The organism is Alloprevotella sp. (genome assembly GCF_057240785.1).
Map to the genome: position 1 here is coordinate 1 of NZ_DBHHRH010000014.1, position 17277 is coordinate 17277.

Annotated in this window: 14 protein-coding genes; all 14 read right to left on the reverse strand. The window is 40.8% G+C overall.

All coding sequences use genetic code 11. The features are described 5' to 3' along the window. Positions 1-171: 171 nt before the first annotated feature. Positions 172-1251, reverse strand: a complete 1080-nt coding sequence (locus tag ACO4R2_RS03295) for a nucleotidyltransferase domain-containing protein (RefSeq protein ID WP_484769152.1) — start codon at positions 1249-1251, stop codon at positions 172-174. Then, positions 1248-2183, reverse strand: coding sequence for an acyltransferase family protein (locus ACO4R2_RS03300; RefSeq protein ID WP_484769153.1), 936 nt, complete (start codon positions 2181-2183; stop codon positions 1248-1250). The genes ACO4R2_RS03295 and ACO4R2_RS03300 overlap by 4 nt, the downstream gene beginning before the upstream one ends. An 83-nt stretch (positions 2184-2266) precedes the next feature. Next, on the reverse strand, positions 2267-3481 hold the full coding sequence (locus ACO4R2_RS03305; protein ID WP_484769154.1) for a glycosyltransferase family 4 protein: 1215 nt from the start codon (positions 3479-3481) through the stop codon (positions 2267-2269). A 6-nt stretch (positions 3482-3487) separates the two neighbouring features. Then, a complete protein-coding gene (locus ACO4R2_RS03310) occupies positions 3488-4303 on the reverse strand; it encodes a glycosyltransferase family 2 protein (RefSeq protein ID WP_484769155.1) in 816 nt (271 codons plus the stop codon). After that, entirely contained in the window at positions 4293-5369 is a 1077-nt protein-coding gene (locus ACO4R2_RS03315) for an EpsG family protein (protein ID WP_484769156.1), read from the reverse strand. The genes ACO4R2_RS03310 and ACO4R2_RS03315 overlap by 11 nt, the downstream gene beginning before the upstream one ends. Further along, a complete protein-coding gene (locus tag ACO4R2_RS03320; protein ID WP_484769157.1) occupies positions 5366-6493 on the reverse strand; it encodes a glycosyltransferase family 4 protein in 1128 nt (375 codons plus the stop codon). The genes ACO4R2_RS03315 and ACO4R2_RS03320 overlap by 4 nt, the downstream gene beginning before the upstream one ends. A gap of 132 nt (positions 6494-6625) precedes the next feature. Continuing rightward, positions 6626-7846 carry a nucleotide sugar dehydrogenase gene (locus ACO4R2_RS03325; protein ID WP_484769158.1) on the reverse strand — a complete coding sequence of 407 codons (1221 nt, stop codon included), beginning with the start codon at positions 7844-7846 and terminating at the stop codon, positions 6626-6628. Between the two features lie 19 nt (positions 7847-7865). Beyond that, positions 7866-9182, reverse strand: a complete 1317-nt coding sequence (locus ACO4R2_RS03330) for an oligosaccharide flippase family protein (RefSeq protein ID WP_484769159.1) — start codon at positions 9180-9182, stop codon at positions 7866-7868. 241 nt (positions 9183-9423) lie between these two features. Continuing rightward, on the reverse strand, positions 9424-10581 hold the full coding sequence (gene wecB, locus ACO4R2_RS03335; RefSeq protein ID WP_484769224.1) for a non-hydrolyzing UDP-N-acetylglucosamine 2-epimerase: 1158 nt from the start codon (positions 10579-10581) through the stop codon (positions 9424-9426). Between the two features lie 175 nt (positions 10582-10756). Next, entirely contained in the window at positions 10757-11791 is a 1035-nt protein-coding gene (locus tag ACO4R2_RS03340; protein ID WP_484769160.1) for an NAD/NADP octopine/nopaline dehydrogenase family protein, read from the reverse strand. A gap of 3 nt (positions 11792-11794) precedes the next feature. Beyond that, positions 11795-13609 carry an aminotransferase class I/II-fold pyridoxal phosphate-dependent enzyme gene (locus ACO4R2_RS03345; protein ID WP_484769161.1) on the reverse strand — a complete coding sequence of 605 codons (1815 nt, stop codon included), beginning with the start codon at positions 13607-13609 and terminating at the stop codon, positions 11795-11797. A gap of 13 nt (positions 13610-13622) precedes the next feature. Beyond that, entirely contained in the window at positions 13623-14888 is a 1266-nt protein-coding gene (locus tag ACO4R2_RS03350; RefSeq protein WP_484769162.1) for a sugar MFS transporter, read from the reverse strand. Positions 14889-15097: 209 nt separating this feature from the next. After that, on the reverse strand, positions 15098-15472 hold the full coding sequence (locus ACO4R2_RS03355; protein WP_484769163.1) for an endonuclease domain-containing protein: 375 nt from the start codon (positions 15470-15472) through the stop codon (positions 15098-15100). A 205-nt stretch (positions 15473-15677) separates the two neighbouring features. After that, positions 15678-16844, reverse strand: a complete 1167-nt coding sequence (locus ACO4R2_RS03360; protein WP_484769164.1) for an MraY family glycosyltransferase — start codon at positions 16842-16844, stop codon at positions 15678-15680. Positions 16845-17277 lie beyond the last annotated feature (433 nt).

A 17277-nucleotide genomic window follows, 5' to 3' on the forward strand; every position in this document is an offset into this window, starting at 1 on the left:
TGCGTGTGCGGTTTAAGAAACTCATGAAGGAGCGTTTCTTAAACCGAATTTGGGTAATATAGGCTATGCTGATTGACAGATGGGACACAGCAAGCGCGGGATAAAAAGAATCGGCACGCATCTTTTTGGGAGATGCGTGCCGATATGCTAATGGGCGATGTTAGGGAGGCTTTATTTGTAGCCGTGACTAACGCGCCAAACGAAATGCCAGAGACAGTAGATGGGATAACCGATGACGCCGCGCGGATAATGGAGAAGCAGGTGCTTGTTATCGTTCATAGTGCGGAAGAGATGCCCCCATTTTGTTTCGCCTGCCTTTTTGCCCCGCCCGCCACGGGAGAAGTTGCCACCCTGCATAATGGTTTGCATCAGAAAGTTGCCTTCTTTGGCGTCTGGTTCGCAGAGCAGATATTGCTCTTCCAGTCCGAGAACGCAATGCTGTACGAACATCATGGCGCGGGCAAACTTGTACATACGGATGCGCTTGAGCCATTTCACCGTTTCTTGTCTTTCCTCCTCCGTGAAGCCTTGGCGCAGGATGTAGTAATAGTCCACAATTTGTCGCAAGCCGATGCCCTCGCTGAAGAAGTGTTTGTAGATATGCGCCAGAGAGTAGATGCGGTCGAACTCAGCCGTTGGAACTCCAATTTCTCCCACACCTTCGGGCAATTCGACACGGTGGGAGAATTGCTCTTCTTCCAGAGACTTTGTGAAACGATTGACTTGCCAGAAAGAGTAAGGCCATTGTGGATTGGCCGGAATGAAGTGTACCTCCACTTCCGCATCATCGAAAATTGGATATTGAGCATGGTGGAATTCCATCTCCAGCGGTTGGCCGATTTGTTCTTTCAAATAGCGGTACACCTTTTTCCGTCCGCCTTCCACCCAGATGTCGATGTCGCCCGATTGACGGCAGTAGGGATTGGGATAGAGACGGGCCACGCCTTGTCCCTTCAAGATGCAGGAGCGAAAACCATCCTGCCGAAACTTCTCGGTGAGTTCCGCAGCGCGCAGGTTGAGAAATTTGTTTTTCTGTTCTATTTTCTTCGCCAATACAAACCATTCCATCATCAGTTCCGTAGGTGGTTGCAACTCTTTGGGCAGTCGCTGAATGCCCACATAGAGCAATCCTGCCACAGCATGGAGTCGGGCCGTGTCGTAAATTCTTTTCCACTCGTCCGGACTGATTTGATTTTTGAAAGCCACTTTGTGTCCCAACGACACTCTTAGCAGTTTGAAGAAAGGGTTCATGAAGCAGTTGTGTTAGTTATTTTTTTATTTGTAATAAAATCTTTAATTAAGATATGTAAATAAGGAAGTAGAATGCTCAAAAAGAATTTAGCAAATATACCAACTAATGGATGGACTTGGACTTCTCTTAACAGTAAAAATATTATTGTATGGTAGCATAAAATTAGCATAGTATTCTGCCCTAACCAAATCATTATCGGTTTAAGATTTTTAGGGGTCTTTGAGGCAATGAGATACATTGAATAAGTACCTATAAATGCTGCAAACATTGATATAGGATATAAGGTACAATCATATGCTACAAAATCGAATCTCGCAAATATGATGCATAATATCCATACGATTATACCAAAAGAGTATTGTATCTTGCTGAGATGTATATTTAAAAGTTTCCAGTAATATCCTATCGCATAGAAAATCAAGGCGCATGCGCCTTGTAAAATCCCGAAAGGAGGGCTGATAAAGTATTTGCCTATAATAAATGAGATAGTTGATAGTATAAGGCAAATTATAAATTTATAACTTGACTTTTGGATGAAATACCAAAATATTTTACACCAAAATAGGGCTACAAGAAACCAAATAGGTCCAATACGAGAATCAAGGTGTATTATTTCATTAGGAAAGCCTCCACAAAACGTAAATGTACCAATTAGTCCCTCAAAAGCGTGTCTATAGTTTATAAAAGAGACTAATATAACACATGTTAGCGATGTTATAAGGAAAGGTGTTATCAGTTTTGAAGTGCCCTTTTTTATGATGTTTTCGAGGTGCTCTTTTTTGTAGAAGAATCCCGATAAAATAAAGAACAGTGGCATATGAAAACTGAAAATGAATCTGCCAAGATAACCGAGACTAACGCAATGGCCTATAAGCATTAGTAGAATGCCTATAGCTTTTGTAATGTCTATTGTGTTATCACGCTTTACCATTTTTATAAGGAGATTAAAATTACAGACGATTTGAGAAAATTGTATATGTTGCTAATATAATAAAAGAATCAGCTTAGTTCTTTCTATTTTTCCACTGTATTCTCAATAATTTTCAGCATACGGTGTGCTAATTTTTTTCGATTGAAGTCAGCTGCAAGTTTAAGACAGCCTGCTTGGCATTGTTTATAAGTGTTCGGAACTATTAATTGGGATAATTTTTTTTTAAAATCATCTTCGTTTTCTGGTTCAAAGCAGAGGCCAGCTCCATAGGATTCAACGATTTCTTGTGCTTCGCCTTCCACTCCCATCAGGATGGGGATAGCCATTGCGGCATTTTCAAAAATCTTAGATGGGATAACGGTAGTGAAGAGTGGGTCTTTGCGCAGATTTATCAAACAGATATCAAGTATAGAAATATAGCGCTTTACTTCTTTCTTGGAAACTAGAGGTAACATTGTTACATTTGTACATTTCAGTTTCTCTTTGAGTTTCAGTAAATCTTCTTTTTTTCCACCATCACCTAAGAAAAGAAAGTGGAAGTCGTTTTGGCTTTCCATGTCTTTGGCACATCTTAGTATAAAATCAAGTTTATGTGCCATACCATGTGTACCGATATATCCGATAATCTTTTTGTCTCTTAATCCAAGTTTGTCTAACAATTCTTGGTCTTTTCTTATTGGTTTGAAAAGCTCTATATTGACACCGTTTTTGATTACTTCTATTTTGTTTTCTGGAATTCCTCTTTCAATTAGTTTCTTTTTGAAAGTATCAGTGACTACTACAATTTTCTTAGCTGAGTTGTAGCATCTTTCTTCTTGCCATTCCCAATAGCGAATAATTTTCCCTTGTTTAATGGCACCAACAGTCTTAATGCTTTCGGGCCATAAATCTCGTACTTCCATGATCCAAGGAGTGTGTTTCCAAAAGTGTAAAGTTCGAGCACTTAATGCTGTGAAAAATTGAGGAGACGTGGCAATTATTATATCTGCCTTCTGAAAAAGCCCTGCAAAGAAAGAAGTAATGGAGAAACTGATAAAATCAAGTGTGCGCTTAAGTATTCCTTTATTTGGAACTATATAAGTCCACACTCGAATTACTTTTATACCATCAATAGTTTCTTTTTTATAGAAATGATTCTTGTAACCAGCGTAAACTTTTCCTTGTGGGAAATTAGGCTCACCTGTGATTATGGTTACCTCAGCTCCTGCTTTAACCCATTCTTGGCAATGCTCAAAAGTACGGGTGGCAGGGGCATTGACTTCTGGAGGGAAGTTGTCAGTAAGAAAGAGTATTCTCATAGTTTTTTACCCTAAAAAAATGGCTTTTATTGCACCTAAAATTCTGGTGAAATAAAACTTAGTACTATAAGTTTTAAACGAAGTGAAGTAAAGTTTAGATTCTGCAAGAATGAGTCTGGAAGCATTAAAGATACGTTTTTTATAAGAACGTTTTTTGGTTGATGCACTATTGGTTCTATAACGTCTGTAGTATATAGCATTAGGGGAAGAAAATTTTATGAATCTAAATTTATCTGAAATTTCAAACATGAAAAGGCTATCTTCTCCATTTTTGAACGTTGTATTAAATTGCCTATCTTGGATGATATCTTTTGCGATGAGTTTCATACATGGGCCAGAAAAAAATTTTCTTGCGATTTGAAAATTATGTTTCTTTCCATCTGCATATTTGTCAAAGACTTTTGTTATACGATATGAAAGTTCTTTGTTTTCACCATCATAAAAGGCAATAGGACGACATAACCCTATAGTTTCATTATCACTGATTTCTAATAGTTCTTGTAAGTAACAGTCTGAAATATAGTCATCGTCATCAATGAAAGTGATGAAACGCCCTTTGGCACGTTTTAGTGCAATATTTCTTGCATTTGAAACACCTGGTGTTTCTGTATGTAATAAGATAAAATTAGAATCTTTATGTGCCTCTATAAAATTATTGATTTTAGTATAAAAAGGCTCATAACAGCCATTTAGAACTATAATTATTTCAATTTTTTTTGAAGACAATGTTTGTCTAGAAAGTGATTCTAGGCAAGTAAAAATATAATCTTTAGGTTTATAAGTAGGTATAATTACTGATATTTCAATTTTTTTACCAGGCATTATAGTATTCCTTTTGATTTGATAAAAATGTGCGATATGGGCAATAAGGATCCTTTGCAGTTAATCCATTTTGGTATGACGACGAAGCTAGCCATATTGTGTATACAAATATAATGCAAGAGAATGTGTAAGTTAAGTATTTAACTATCTTATTATTGGAGAGTTCAATAATATTAGGAAGGATAATAATGAGTGTTATCAGATAAAAGGTTGAAAGTCTACCACCGAGTGTAGCAAAGGGACTAAAAATATTATAAATAATCGTACCAGTTACGAATAGTTTAAAATAGTATGCTAATTTCTCTTTGTTTTCATCTTCATTATTTAAGTGTTTCTTTAATATAAACAAGAGAAAAATAAAAATGAAATTTACTAGGTAAAACAATCCTTTATATCCTTTTAATTCTTCGGTACTCATCATAAAAAATTGAGCTCTTTCAATGAATGAAACTCCAGTATTTATTCTCAAGAATAAAGGAATTAAAATGTATAGGAAAAAAGATAAAATATAAAAGAATACGATCTTTTTATTATTTAGATGAATTCGTTTTATGATGATTGCAAGTAAAAGAATCCATGCTGAGGAATGAAATAATATGGCTAGTATTAAAGGGATAGAGGCTTTGATATATTTATTTTGAAATAAGTATATAAAGTAGATTGTACCTAAGGATACGGCACACATTTGTCGGATAATTGATAATGAGGCCCAAAAAAATAAGGGGAGACTCATAAAGATCAATATGGATATTTTTTTGTTCAGTGATTCGCTTTTTATGAAGAAAGCGATAGAACCAATTGTTACGAATGATGTAGTGATAAAGAAAAATTGTGAAAAATGTAGTTTTCTTGATAATAAAATAAGAAATCTGCTTAACGGCTCAAATCTGTCAAATTCTGCATCGTATGTGTTGTTTCCTAAAATTATAGTTAAATAATTTGAATAATCATATCCAATGTTATATCTGAGAGCGCAGACTCCACCAACAAGTATAACGAATATAGGGAGTATGTATTTATTCTTTAATGAAAGAAGAACAAAAAGAATTAGAATATAGAAAATCATTCCTCTGTAATTTCTTTTAATACGTTAATCCAGCGTTGTTCCCAGATGTCAAATGAAAAAGAAGATTCAATAGTCTTTTGTGCATTTTGAGATAAGTATTCCATTTTTTCTGGATTATTTATTAAAAAAGAAATTTTATCAATGATGTCTTTAGATGAATTGGGGCGAACAAAATATCCATTAAAATTATCAAGAATGATATTTGTCATGCCACCAACACAAGTACAGATGCAAACATTTCCTGTCGACATAGCCTCTAACAAGGAGAAAGATGTACCTTCAGATCCTATAGTAGGAATGATGGCGATATCAAAACAGCTATGGAAAGCTAAAGATTCTGCTTGTTTGTATTTGGTTATTTTTACATTTTTATTGTTTTCTGCTATTTTTTCTACTTGATCTAAGTATGGACCATCACCTGCAAAAGTGAAGTGTAGTGAATCAGTATTCTTGAAATGTTGCACTACGTCCATAAATATTTCTATTCCCCTTCTTCTAACAAATCTTCTAGCAAATAGAACTTCTATTGGCTTGTTTGCTGGCTTTGGGAAGGGGCTTTTTTTGTGTAAGTGAGAAAAATTAGGTATAACAAAAATTTTATCTTCTTCATCAGGAAGACAAAAAGTTCTGTACCAATTCCAAAAATTGTAATCGACACAAACGTGATACTTTGCTTTTGTAAAGACGTTACGAGCTCTTCGCCGTTGTAAAAATTTAAAGAAATGGCCTAGACCCAATTTATAGGCTTTATATCTTAATTTATCTTCTAGTGGGTAATAATCAAAATCTATCCCATGTTGTATAGAAATAGATCTTTTATGATCTGTCTTAATAGAGAAAGTATCTGTACCCCAGATCAGTATATCTTCCTCCTTTATTTTATTCTTTATCTTTTTATACAGAAATTTATGGAACTCTTTATTGATAGAATGCTTGAATCCATAAAATTGAATCTCTTCGACCTTTTTTGAAAAATCTTTGTTAGCGCATTGAACGATTACAGGAGAGATTCCTAACTTAATAATCACCTGTGCTAAATTTTCTAAATAGGTTTCAATTCCTCCTATTACGAAATTGTTCCCATCTAAGTCTAGTAAATGTTTATAAATGATGAAAGCTTTCATTAATGTAATTATAAAAATATCCTTTTCTATTCTAAAAGTGTGTTTTGTTAGGGGGAATACAATTAAAGTAGGAAATTTAGATTTCTAAAACTGTAAGGACTTAGAAATCTAAATTTAATAGAAATAGAATTATTAGATGTGATAAACCCCAGGTAAGTCAATGATATTTTGACAGTCGAGAATAATCTTACCCTTTAATTTATTTATGTTATTTCTGATCTCATCGTGTTTAACCATGATGACAACCATGTCAACATCGTTTAAGAAATTATCAAGATTGTGAAATTGATTGGGTACAATGTCTTCTGTAACGAAAGGGTCATAGCTCTTCAAAGGGGATGCCAGATGACGCTCTTGTATATTAATTAGTTGGAGTGTAGGGCTCTCACGTATATCATCCACATTCTCCTTGTAAGTCAAACCATATAAGCCTACTCGTCGGTTATCTGAGATTCCGTTATTCTTCATGATCTCATAAATACGTTCTAAAACAAAAGTTGGTTGACTATCGTTTGTTCTCATCGATTCGTCAATCACTTTTGCCAATTGAGGATAATCGCCGACTAAAAACCATGGGTCCACACTTATGCAATGCCCTCCAACTCCAGGACCAGGGTTGAGAATATTGACACGTGGGTGCATATTGCAGATTTTAATAATCTCATACACGTCCATATTATCATGACGGCAGATGCGGCTTAATTCATTTGCAAAAGCAATATTGACAGCTCTAAATGTATTTTCTACAACTTTTGTCATTTCTGCAGTACGAATGTCTGTAACTACAATATCTCCTTGACAGAAAGAAGAGTAATAACTTTTTACTTTCTCTCCAATTTCTAGATCATCGGCTCCGATGGTGCGATTATTGTGTAAAAGTTCGTAAACCATGTTGCCAGGAATAATACGCTCGGGAGCATGAACTAAATTTATATCTTCCCCTATCTTGAGTCCGTTTTCTTCAATGATGGGGCGTATGAATTTGTCTATAGTTCCAGGGCTAACAGTGGATTCTATTACAATTGTTGCCCCCTTTGGGCAAACCTTCATAACGTCTTTTACAGCTGCAACAATATAGCGTACATCGATTTTTTTTGAGAAATTATCGTAAGGGGTAGGTACTGATACAATGTACATATCAGTGTGTTGATACTCATGGGTGAAACTGATACCAGCTTTGACAGCAGCATTGAAAAGTTCATCAAGGCCTCTTTCTTTGAATGTTGTTTTGCCGTGATTGAGGGTGTCCACAAGTACTTTATTATAGTCAGTTCCGACAACTTCGACACCATGCGAGGCCATCATAAGGGCTGTAGGAAGACCTATATAGCCTAATCCAATTACATTAATCATTATTTAAAGATTTTGTTTATTATTTTATAATATGTCTGAGATATATAATTTGCAGTATCGCATGAATTATATATGAGCATAAGATTGCAAGGGAAATTCCTGTAGATGCGAGCCCATTTTGTAAAAAAAGATGGCTAAATAAAATGACTAGGATGCCCCATAAGATATTGAAAGAGAACCCTGTCCACATCTTAGAGCGACTGGAGATAGATAAGCCTACTACTGAAGAAATAGAGGTGAATATTGTTGATATTGCTAAGAATATTAACGTCCAATGATTTGTGAAACCTTTACCATATATACTCAGTATAAAATTGCTACCAACGCAAATGATGAGAGACAGGATTGTTGCAATTATTGCATTTAATGAGATGTTATAATAAAGGATCTTTTTATATTTCTTTTGGTCTTCGTTTACAATACTTGAGAGTATAGGAAGAACAATCTGACTAACTGCCGTTGGAATGAATAAAATTATAGTTTTCCATTGATCTGCAGCTTCGTATATAGCCAGTTCCGAAAAAGACGTATTTCGAACAAGCATAGTACGTATAATCCAATATGTTGGAGCTATCATTATGGAAGATAATGCTGCAGGTAGACTAAAAGTATACAATAGCTTTAAGTCTTCTTTTCTTAGCTGTGAAATATGTGGCTTTATCTGGAGTGTATGTAAGTTGCGTCTAATCGCTATATTATTAGTTAGATATAGAGCGATAAATCCACAACCATAGCCTAATATTGCTCCATTTACTCCGTAGAAATAGCCTCCGATAAGCATACAAGCAGCTTCAGAAAAGCTTCCGATAAGCGTATTTATAGCTATAGATTTGAAATCTTCAAAGCCTGCTAAAGTTCCTTGTTGAGCTGAGTCGATAACTGCTAAAAATAGCAGAAGCGCTCCTAATTGGATTGTAGAAGTAAGTTCTGGTGCATTTAGTGTGCGATTTGCAAGTGTTGGGGATAAAAAGAAAATAGCTGCGGTTACTAAGCATCCTGTACCGAAAGCGAAAAAATTTGTAAGTATATAAATTGAACTAACATGTTCTTGATCACTTTTTTTGAACTGAGCAATATATTTTGTAGCAGTCAATCCGAGACCTGCAGCACCAAAAATAATAAAGAGATTTATCGTGGAGCGTACCATGTTAAATTCACCATATTCTTTTTGACCAAGGACATGTGCGCAAGCAATACCTGCAAGAAGTATTACAAGCTTTGCCAAAGCTGTTCCAGAGAATGACCAAAAGGCTCCATGGGCCATACGTGTTGCTATTTCAGAAGTTTCTATCTTTGTTTTGATTCTTCTGTAAAGATGTTTTTTTTCTCTAGTCATACATATACCTTAGAGCTTTCGTCTCATAGAAAAGACTATGATTGTCGTAGTATTTATGATTCCTTTAAGAATAGGCTTTCTTTTACTTTGGTATATAAACTTTGTAAAATACTGATAGATCTATAAAAGTAGGATATAATTATTTACAGGTTTGAAATGATTTATTGTAGATAGAAATCAATACTTGCAAAGTTATAGGATTATTAGTACAGGAGCCTGTCAAATTTTTAATAATTTTAAATTATTCTGTTTTGAATTTCTCTATAATTCTCGCACAAGCTTTTCCATCCCCATAAGGATTTACGGCTTTGCTCATTTGTTCGTAAATGTTGGAGTTGTCGATGAGCTGACTTACTTCGTTCACAATTTTATCATAATCTGTCCCAACTAGTTTTACCGTTCCAGCACTGAGAGCTTCTGGGCGCTCGGTGGTGTCGCGCATCACGAGTACAGGCTTACCTAATCCTGGAGCTTCTTCTTGTATGCCTCCACTATCTGTAAGAACAATGTTTGATTTTTCCATCAAGTAAACAAAACTGAGGTATTCAAGCGGTTCGATGAAGAACATATTTCCCAGGTCGTTAAGGTCTTCTCCGAAAACTTCGTGGATGGGTTTACGCACGTTCGGATTGAGATGCATGGGGTATACAAAGTCAACGTCTGGATATTTTTTATTGAGGGTTTGTATAGCTCGGCACATATTGATGAATCCATTCCCGAAGTTTTCTCGGCGATGTCCTGTGATTAGAACGAGGCGTTTCCCCTTGTTGAGGCGTTTAATATCGTATCCTGCCTTGTTAAGAATTTGCTCAAGTTGCGCATCCAGTTTTTTGTCGTTTTTGATTTTATCAACGACCCAGTAGAGAGCATCTATGACAGTGTTACCTGTAACAGTTATATTTTCTTCAGCAACATTTTCTTTGAGGAGATTCTCTCTGCTGAGCGGAGTTGGAGCAAAATTATAGGTGGCGATTCTTCCTGTAATTTGTCTGTTCATCTCTTCTGGCCACGGATTGTATATGTTATGTGTTCGGAGTCCTGCTTCAACATGCCCCACTGGGATTTGCTGATAGAACGCTGCCAGAGCTGCCGCGGTGCTGGTTGTGGTATCTCCATGTACGAGTACCACATTTGGCTGAACCTCTCTGAGAATATCTCTCATCCCGACGAGCACACGTGCTGTGATATCATAGAGATCCTGTCCCTGTTTCATAATGTTGAGATCGTAGTTAGGCTTGATGTCGAAGATGGAAAGCACTTGATCTAGCATTTCTCTATGCTGACCTGTTACGCAAACGATAGTGTTGAACGTGTCCGGGTGTTTTTGAAACTCCTTTACGAGTGGTGCCATCTTGATGGCTTCGGGACGAGTCCCGAAAACGAGCATTATTGTTTTCATATAATTAAATTTCTTGTTGATAATGTAAGTGGCTTTCTTTTTCCAATACGCCTCAAGGACGTGGTGGCTCACTTGTTTTTCTTTAGGCGGAAGCTGCATATAATCTCCATAAGTGGAGGTTAGGTAGTCGTCGTAGCCAATCATTGCTTTGAACGTGTATTGTTCGAAAGGAATGTCAACTACTTCTTCCATGTCTTGTTTGTTTATTGTTTAATTTCCCCTTTCCCCATTCATACACTTCCTTGATCTTTGGAATCTGAACTCCCTTTTCTTGAGCCAGCTCAATGATGAAGCGCATACCGAAAGGGAAATCCTCGGTGAAGTAGCGGCTGTGGAAGTCGGGGAGGAAACCTCCTTCCACTTCTTTCATAGGGGAAAGGATGCCTTGAAAGGCGGGGATGGTGCGGAGCTTGTGTGCCAGCGATGCTGCATCGTGGCTTTCGTAGTAGGTGAGTACATCGGGAATGGCTTCGGAGCGCACGGGAAGTGTGCGGAGTAATGTTTGAAACTCCGCATCCATGTCTATATATAATTGTGCTGCTTCCTGTGTCCAATCGGCGTAGAAATAGGGATTCTTATCGTAAACAATACCTTCGTGCCAGTCCTTCCAAAGCGTATAAAGGCGGGAGGGATGGAGCAAGGGGTTGCTGTTGGTAAGGCTTGCCTCATAGTGGCTTTGCAACAACTCCGTGGGAGTGTGGAAAAGTTGCTCGATAGTGAGGCGCAAAGCCTCTTTGTCGGCCGTTTGCTCTACGGCAAGGTTGAGCAACGGCTTGTAGCCTTTCAGTTCGGCACTTCTACCATATTCGGTGGTGCGGGAGATGAACGGAACGCGCTGAAAGCCAAACAGTGGTTGCTCTTTGGGCAACAGGCGTTGAGCTTCAAAGAAAAATCCTGTACTGGAAACGATGCTCCCCACTGCGGTAGTGGCCGACAGATAGGGGCGAACTTTCTCCAGTTCCTCGCGAATGGCGAAACCTGGGAGGCAGAGCAGAACGATGTCACTATGAGGTATAACATCTTCTGCCCGATTGGTGATCTGCGCAATTTTCCCAACATACTGCTTTCCGTTAGGATCGGTCACCGTCACAGTATCTGCCCATCGCTGCGGATGGTTTGTTAGTAGGCTGACGCGGTTCTGAGGTTGTGCAGCTAAGACGCCGAGGACAACATGGCCGAGGTTTCCTCCACCGCAGATGCAGATATTCATTCCTTACAGTGTTTTGAGTGCTTCGACAAGCGTGTCGTTGTCCTTTTGGTCGCGCACAGCGATGCGCACATAGTTTTTGTTTTTCAGTCCGTCCTTATTGTCGCAGTCCTTGATAAGGATATTGAAATCCATGAGCAAGCGGCGTGTGAGTTCCTCGCTGGTGTATTTTTCAGTAATCTGGCAGAGGAAATAGTTGGCCTGACTCGGGATGACGCGGAGGAAAGGAATGTCCGTGAGGCGCGCCATGAAGCGTTTGCGTTCGGCTATGAACTTCTGGCACGCGCGGTCGTAATCCTTCTGATATTTACCGAAGATTTGCATGTAGAATTCCGCAAAACTATTGATATTCCAAATGCTCACATCGTGCTTCATCCAGTTGATGAGCTCTTCATCGCTGCTGGCCAAAATTCCAAGGCGCAGACCTGGAACGCCATAGCTCTTGCTGATGCTCTTCATTACGGCCAAGTTGGGATAGGCCTGGAGAATTTCGTTGTGGAGCAAACTATTGTTGCGGAAGTCCTCGCTGAAATCCACGAAGCTTTCATCGACCACGAAGAAGATACTACGTTCCTTACACCAAGTGGCCAGGCGCAGCACATCAACTATAGGGATGAAATTGCCGCTGGGGTTATCGGGGTTGATAAGTAGGAGCGTTGACAGCTGCTTATCGGCATAGAAGCGGATGAGATCATCGGCCGTATAGCTGAGATCAGCATTATCGGGCGTGAAGCCTATAATCTCCGTTTGCTCCTTGCGGTTGGGATATTCCTGGAAGGTGGGATAGACCACACCGATGCGGCCTTCCACGCGTTCCATCAAACTCTTGATAAGTTCGGCCGCACCATTTCCTACCACGGTGTATTTCTGTCGGATGTCAAAGTATTTGGCCGCAATGAGGCTATTGACATACATTCCGCTGGGGTATTCCGAAAGCAGAATGTCGAAGTTAGCGCGCAACTCGTCCTTCATGTGCGCCGTCGGGAAATAGGGATTGACAAGATAGCAGAAGTCTAAGAGTTTTGGGAAACGCCAGTGCCCACCAAACCGCATATTGTAGCGGTACATAAACTCGTCTTTGTCGGCAAACAATGTTTCGGCAATATCCAAATCCTGTACGTCGTCGATTTCGTACCATTTAGCCCCGTTTGTGATAGGGAGTGCTTTTAGTTCGGCATTATCAATCAAGGTGATAACGCGCAACACCTGCTCGTAGTATTCATTGTTGCCCAAAGCCTTACTATAGGCTTCGAGGAAGGGGACATACTTGTTTTGCGAGAACTCACGGGAGAATTTGTAGATATTGACCGTTTTGTAGTAGCTATCTACATCTTTATATTTGAACGCCTTTTTAGGAATGAAATTGACGATATTGTTGTCCTCGTCAATGCGAACCATCGTCCCGTCCATCCAAGTCTCGTATTTATCCACAAGGGCGAGGTTGGGGTAGGGATTATCCAGAATCATGCGGAAGAGGCTATCGTCGAAAATCAAGTCCGATTCGATGAGTAGCGTGTCGTCCTCCTGCAATTTATCTTTGGCAAGTGAGAGCGAATAGATATTGTTGGTCTTGTCATAGACAGGGTTGTTGACATATTCAATCTTGAGACGGTCGTCGTAGCGATGGCCTATGTAGTCGATGAGGTTCTGCCCTTTGTAGCCCACAACAATGACAACGCGGCTCAGTCCCAATTGTGAGAGCTGACCGAGTACGCGGTCGATGAGGCGCACCCCATTGACGGGTAACATACATTTGGTGTTGTCTCGGGTATATTCCCCCAGACGGCGGCCCATACCAGCCGCAAGGATAATGGCTTGCATTATGTGTTGTTACTTATTTCAGTGTTTTATATTTCATGCCATACAGCAGGATGGCGATGTAGCAGATGAGGGGGACGATGAAAGCTTGAGCCAGACCGGAATGCTCGCCGATGAAGGCCATGATAGTGGGGGCTACTGCACCGCCCACGATGCTCATGATGAGATAGCTGCTGGCTTGCTTTGTCTGCTTGCTGCCCAATCCTCGGATAGAGAGGGCGAAGATGGTGGGGAACATGATGCTCTCAAATAAATAGACAAAGAAGAGAGCAACTGTGCCTATCATGCCGCCCGTGAGTAGGATGCCGAACGTGGCGAGGGTGGCACCTAAGGCGCAGAAGGTCAAGATACGTTCGGCGCGGATGCGACTCATGAGCCAACTGCCGCAGAGGCGGCCCACCATGAAGAGCCCCATGCAGCCAAAGGCGAGGAGCAGGGTGGCTGTGGTCGTGGAGATGCCTACCGCGGGGGCAGTGGTGTAGTTGATAAAGAAACTGTTGACTCCCGTTTGTGCGGCCACATAGAGCATTAGCACGAGGATGCCGAACTTAAAATTACGGTGTTGCCAGAGGGAGCGAACTTTCTGGGGGTCTTCTTCCGTGGCGTCGTTCTCTGTTTCTACTTCTGGTAGGGGGACTCTACTGAACACTGCTGCCATGATGAGGACTATCACACCGATGACGGCATAGGGGATGACAACGTCGTTGTTTTCTGCCCCTTCGCGGAAGAGGAATAGGCCAATCAGCGGACCGAGAATCCACCCTAATCCGTTGAACGATTGGGCGAAATTGATGCGTCGCTCTGCTCCTTCTTTGTCGCCCAATACTGTGGCATACGGATTGGCCGATGTTTCGAGGCAGGTAAGGCCACAGCCGATGACGAAGAGGGAGAAGACGAAGAAATAGAATGTGAGGAGCGGACTGCTCAGTAAGCTACTGGGAACAAAGAGTAGTGCTCCAAGGGAGAAGAGTACGAGGCCTGTAAGGACGCCGGCTCTATATCCGAATTTGCTGATGATCTTCCCTGCTGGAATGGCCATTAAGAAATATCCTCCATACACGGCGTTTTGCACGAGTGCTGCTTGCGTCATGGAGATATTGAGCGATACTTGAAAGTGCTTATTGAGTACATCCAACATACTGTGGGCAAAACCCCACATGAAGAAGAGGATGGTGATGAGGAGGAAGGGGAGCCTCACCCCCTTACCCCTCTCCAAGGGGAGAGGGGAGTGTATACCTTTGTTGGGTGTGTCTGTTTTTATGTGGTGGTTGTTAGGTGACATGCTGTTACCTCTCTCCAAGGGGAGAGGGGAGTGTATGCTTTTGTTGGATGTGTCTGTTTTTATGTGGTGGTTGTTAGGTGACATGCTGTTACCCCTCTCCAAGGGGAGAGGGGAGTGTATACTTTTGTTGGGTGTGTCTGTTTTTATGTGGTTGTTAGTGGGCATGCTGTTTTGTAAACGTGGTTTTCTATGTTATGTTAGGTGTCAGTTTATTTGTTCAAGACGTAGTCTTTTATGTGGTTGATGACCGTTTGTAGGCGATAGGTGACGTCTTCGTTTGTGAATCGGAGGATTGTATATCCATAGGTCTCGAGGTCGTGGGTTCTTATTTCATCATGAGCCTTTTGTTCGGGGCTTTCGTGGTATTTTCCGTCCACTTCAATGATGAGTTTTCTTTCCAAGCAAATGAAGTCGGCAATATAGTCGGCTATGGGGTGTTGTCGGCGAAACTTTATGCCACAAGAAAGCTTTCTGAGTTTTTCCCACAACACCTTTTCGCACGGTGTCATCCCTGCGCGATTCTTGCGCGCAAATTCTTTTAGTAACCCATACCTATCCGGATTTGCCGTTTCATAATCGTACATAACTCATAGTCATAGTATTAGTATTCCGTTCTTATCCGACATCGTCTTTCACAGGTCGTGTACTCTCATCCACAAGAGTCTACGCAATCCAGTTTCACCCAACATGGTCTTCCACAGGAGTATTCACTCCCCTCTCCTTTTGGAGAGGGGTAAGGGGGTGAGGTTGTCTTCCACTCTCATCCACAAGAGTCTACGCAATCCTGTTTCATCCAAGATGGTCTTCCACAGGAGTATTCACTCCCCTCTCCTTTTGGAGAGGGGGAAGGGGGTGAGGCAAGGGGGTGAGGCCTTTTCTTTTTAGCTCTCGGTTCAGGTAGAGATGCATAGCAGTCCACACCAGAATATCGATCAGAACAACAATGTTGATGTTCAGGATACGGCTCAGCGCGAGTGTCAGGACTACATAGCCCATAGCAATAAGGAGGATCGTCACCATGGTACGGCGATGTGTGAACCCCAGGGCTAAAAACTTATGATGGATATGTGTTTTGTCGGGATGGAAAGGGCTTTTACCGCGGCGCATACGTCCTACCATCACACGGATAACGTCGAAGCACGGGACGAGGAGGAGACTGAACACCACGATAAGCGTATTGGGTAAGTGGAGAATTTCTGGAGCGTGTCCCAACATGCAGAAACGCACGGACAGCATACCGAGAATCAAACCAATGGTTTGGCTGCCACAATCGCCCATAAATATCTTGTGCTCCGTCTCGGCACGTCCGAAGACGTTATAATAGAAAAACGGAACAACTACGCCGAGCGTGGCAAAAGCAATGATACTGAAAGCAGCGTAGCCATAGAGAGTAGCAAAGATGCCAAAGAAAGTGAGGGCTATCATGCTCAGCCCCGAGGCCAGACCGTCTATGCCATCGATAAGGTTAATGGCATTGATGATACCCACAATGAAAATCACCGCCAGGAGATAGCCAACGAGTGGTGGAATCTCATAGATGCCCAAAAGGCCGTAGAGCGAGGTGAAATAAGTGCGAGAAAGCACCAGCGCGATAGCACAAATGAATTGGAAAAAGAATTTCACTTGGTAGCTGAGTCCAAGCAGGTCATCGGCTATTCCTTCGCTGTAGATGAGCAGTATGGCAAAGAGACAGTAGGCAACGGTGCGCCCATCGACGACAAAGAAAGGTGAGATACCAAACATAGAGGCGATGACACTCAAGAGCGAGATGCTCATGATGATGCTGGGAGTAAAGGCAACTCCCCCTAAGCGTGGCACTTGCACGGTATGCACTTTACGGCCGTCAATAAGGTCGAAGAGTTTTCGCTGGTAGGCTATGCGGAGAATTTCTCGTATCATCAGCGTAGCCATGGCTGCACTGAAGAAAAAAGCTAAGAAATTATAGAGGAATATCATGGGATTTAGTTATCTGTCTGACCCCGAGAGCTTTCGGGATACAGTTTGTGGGGCCATATAGAGGCGAGAAAGAACACGTTTTTACCTAATCGATTCTGGCTCGACAGTTTGCAAAGAGGTATTCTCTTAGCTCCCTGCAAACGATGTATGCAAGTGAAAAACAAGAGGCTACAGAGAAAAATCTGTAATCTTATGCCTCAAAGGGGCAAAGCAGAGATAGACATTGCCCTATTGTAGGCCTGCAAATATACAGCTATTTTACTTAAAAATAGGGAATAGTGACAAATATCTTACAAAGTGTTGTAATATGAAAACAAATAGAAGCACTTGAGAGGCGAAATGGATGCACTTTTCAGAGAGAAAGCGAAAATCATAGGCCTGTAGCTTTCCGTTACCGCGTTGTGTAAGAATATTTATGATTTGAAACCGAGTG

What these genes read in the sequence shown, in the direction of transcription:
- ACO4R2_RS03295 (WP_484769152.1), bottom strand. Translation starts at nt 1,251, where the DNA reads ATGAACCCTTTCTTCAAACTGCTAAGAGTGTCGTTGGGACACAAAGTG.
- ACO4R2_RS03300 (WP_484769153.1), bottom strand. Translation starts at nt 2,183, where the DNA reads ATGGTAAAGCGTGATAACACAATAGACATTACAAAAGCTATAGGCATT.
- ACO4R2_RS03305 (WP_484769154.1), bottom strand. Translation starts at nt 3,481, where the DNA reads ATGAGAATACTCTTTCTTACTGACAACTTCCCTCCAGAAGTCAATGCC.
- ACO4R2_RS03310 (WP_484769155.1), bottom strand. Translation starts at nt 4,303, where the DNA reads ATGCCTGGTAAAAAAATTGAAATATCAGTAATTATACCTACTTATAAA.
- ACO4R2_RS03315 (WP_484769156.1), bottom strand. Translation starts at nt 5,369, where the DNA reads ATGATTTTCTATATTCTAATTCTTTTTGTTCTTCTTTCATTAAAGAAT.
- ACO4R2_RS03320 (WP_484769157.1), bottom strand. Translation starts at nt 6,493, where the DNA reads ATGAAAGCTTTCATCATTTATAAACATTTACTAGACTTAGATGGGAAC.
- ACO4R2_RS03325 (WP_484769158.1), bottom strand. Translation starts at nt 7,846, where the DNA reads ATGATTAATGTAATTGGATTAGGCTATATAGGTCTTCCTACAGCCCTT.
- ACO4R2_RS03330 (WP_484769159.1), bottom strand. Translation starts at nt 9,182, where the DNA reads ATGACTAGAGAAAAAAAACATCTTTACAGAAGAATCAAAACAAAGATA.
- wecB (WP_484769224.1), bottom strand. Translation starts at nt 10,581, where the DNA reads ATGAAAACAATAATGCTCGTTTTCGGGACTCGTCCCGAAGCCATCAAG.
- ACO4R2_RS03340 (WP_484769160.1), bottom strand. Translation starts at nt 11,791, where the DNA reads ATGAATATCTGCATCTGCGGTGGAGGAAACCTCGGCCATGTTGTCCTC.
- ACO4R2_RS03345 (WP_484769161.1), bottom strand. Translation starts at nt 13,609, where the DNA reads ATGCAAGCCATTATCCTTGCGGCTGGTATGGGCCGCCGTCTGGGGGAA.
- ACO4R2_RS03350 (WP_484769162.1), bottom strand. Translation starts at nt 14,888, where the DNA reads ATGTCACCTAACAACCACCACATAAAAACAGACACACCCAACAAAGGT.
- ACO4R2_RS03355 (WP_484769163.1), bottom strand. Translation starts at nt 15,472, where the DNA reads ATGTACGATTATGAAACGGCAAATCCGGATAGGTATGGGTTACTAAAA.
- ACO4R2_RS03360 (WP_484769164.1), bottom strand. Translation starts at nt 16,844, where the DNA reads ATGATATTCCTCTATAATTTCTTAGCTTTTTTCTTCAGTGCAGCCATG.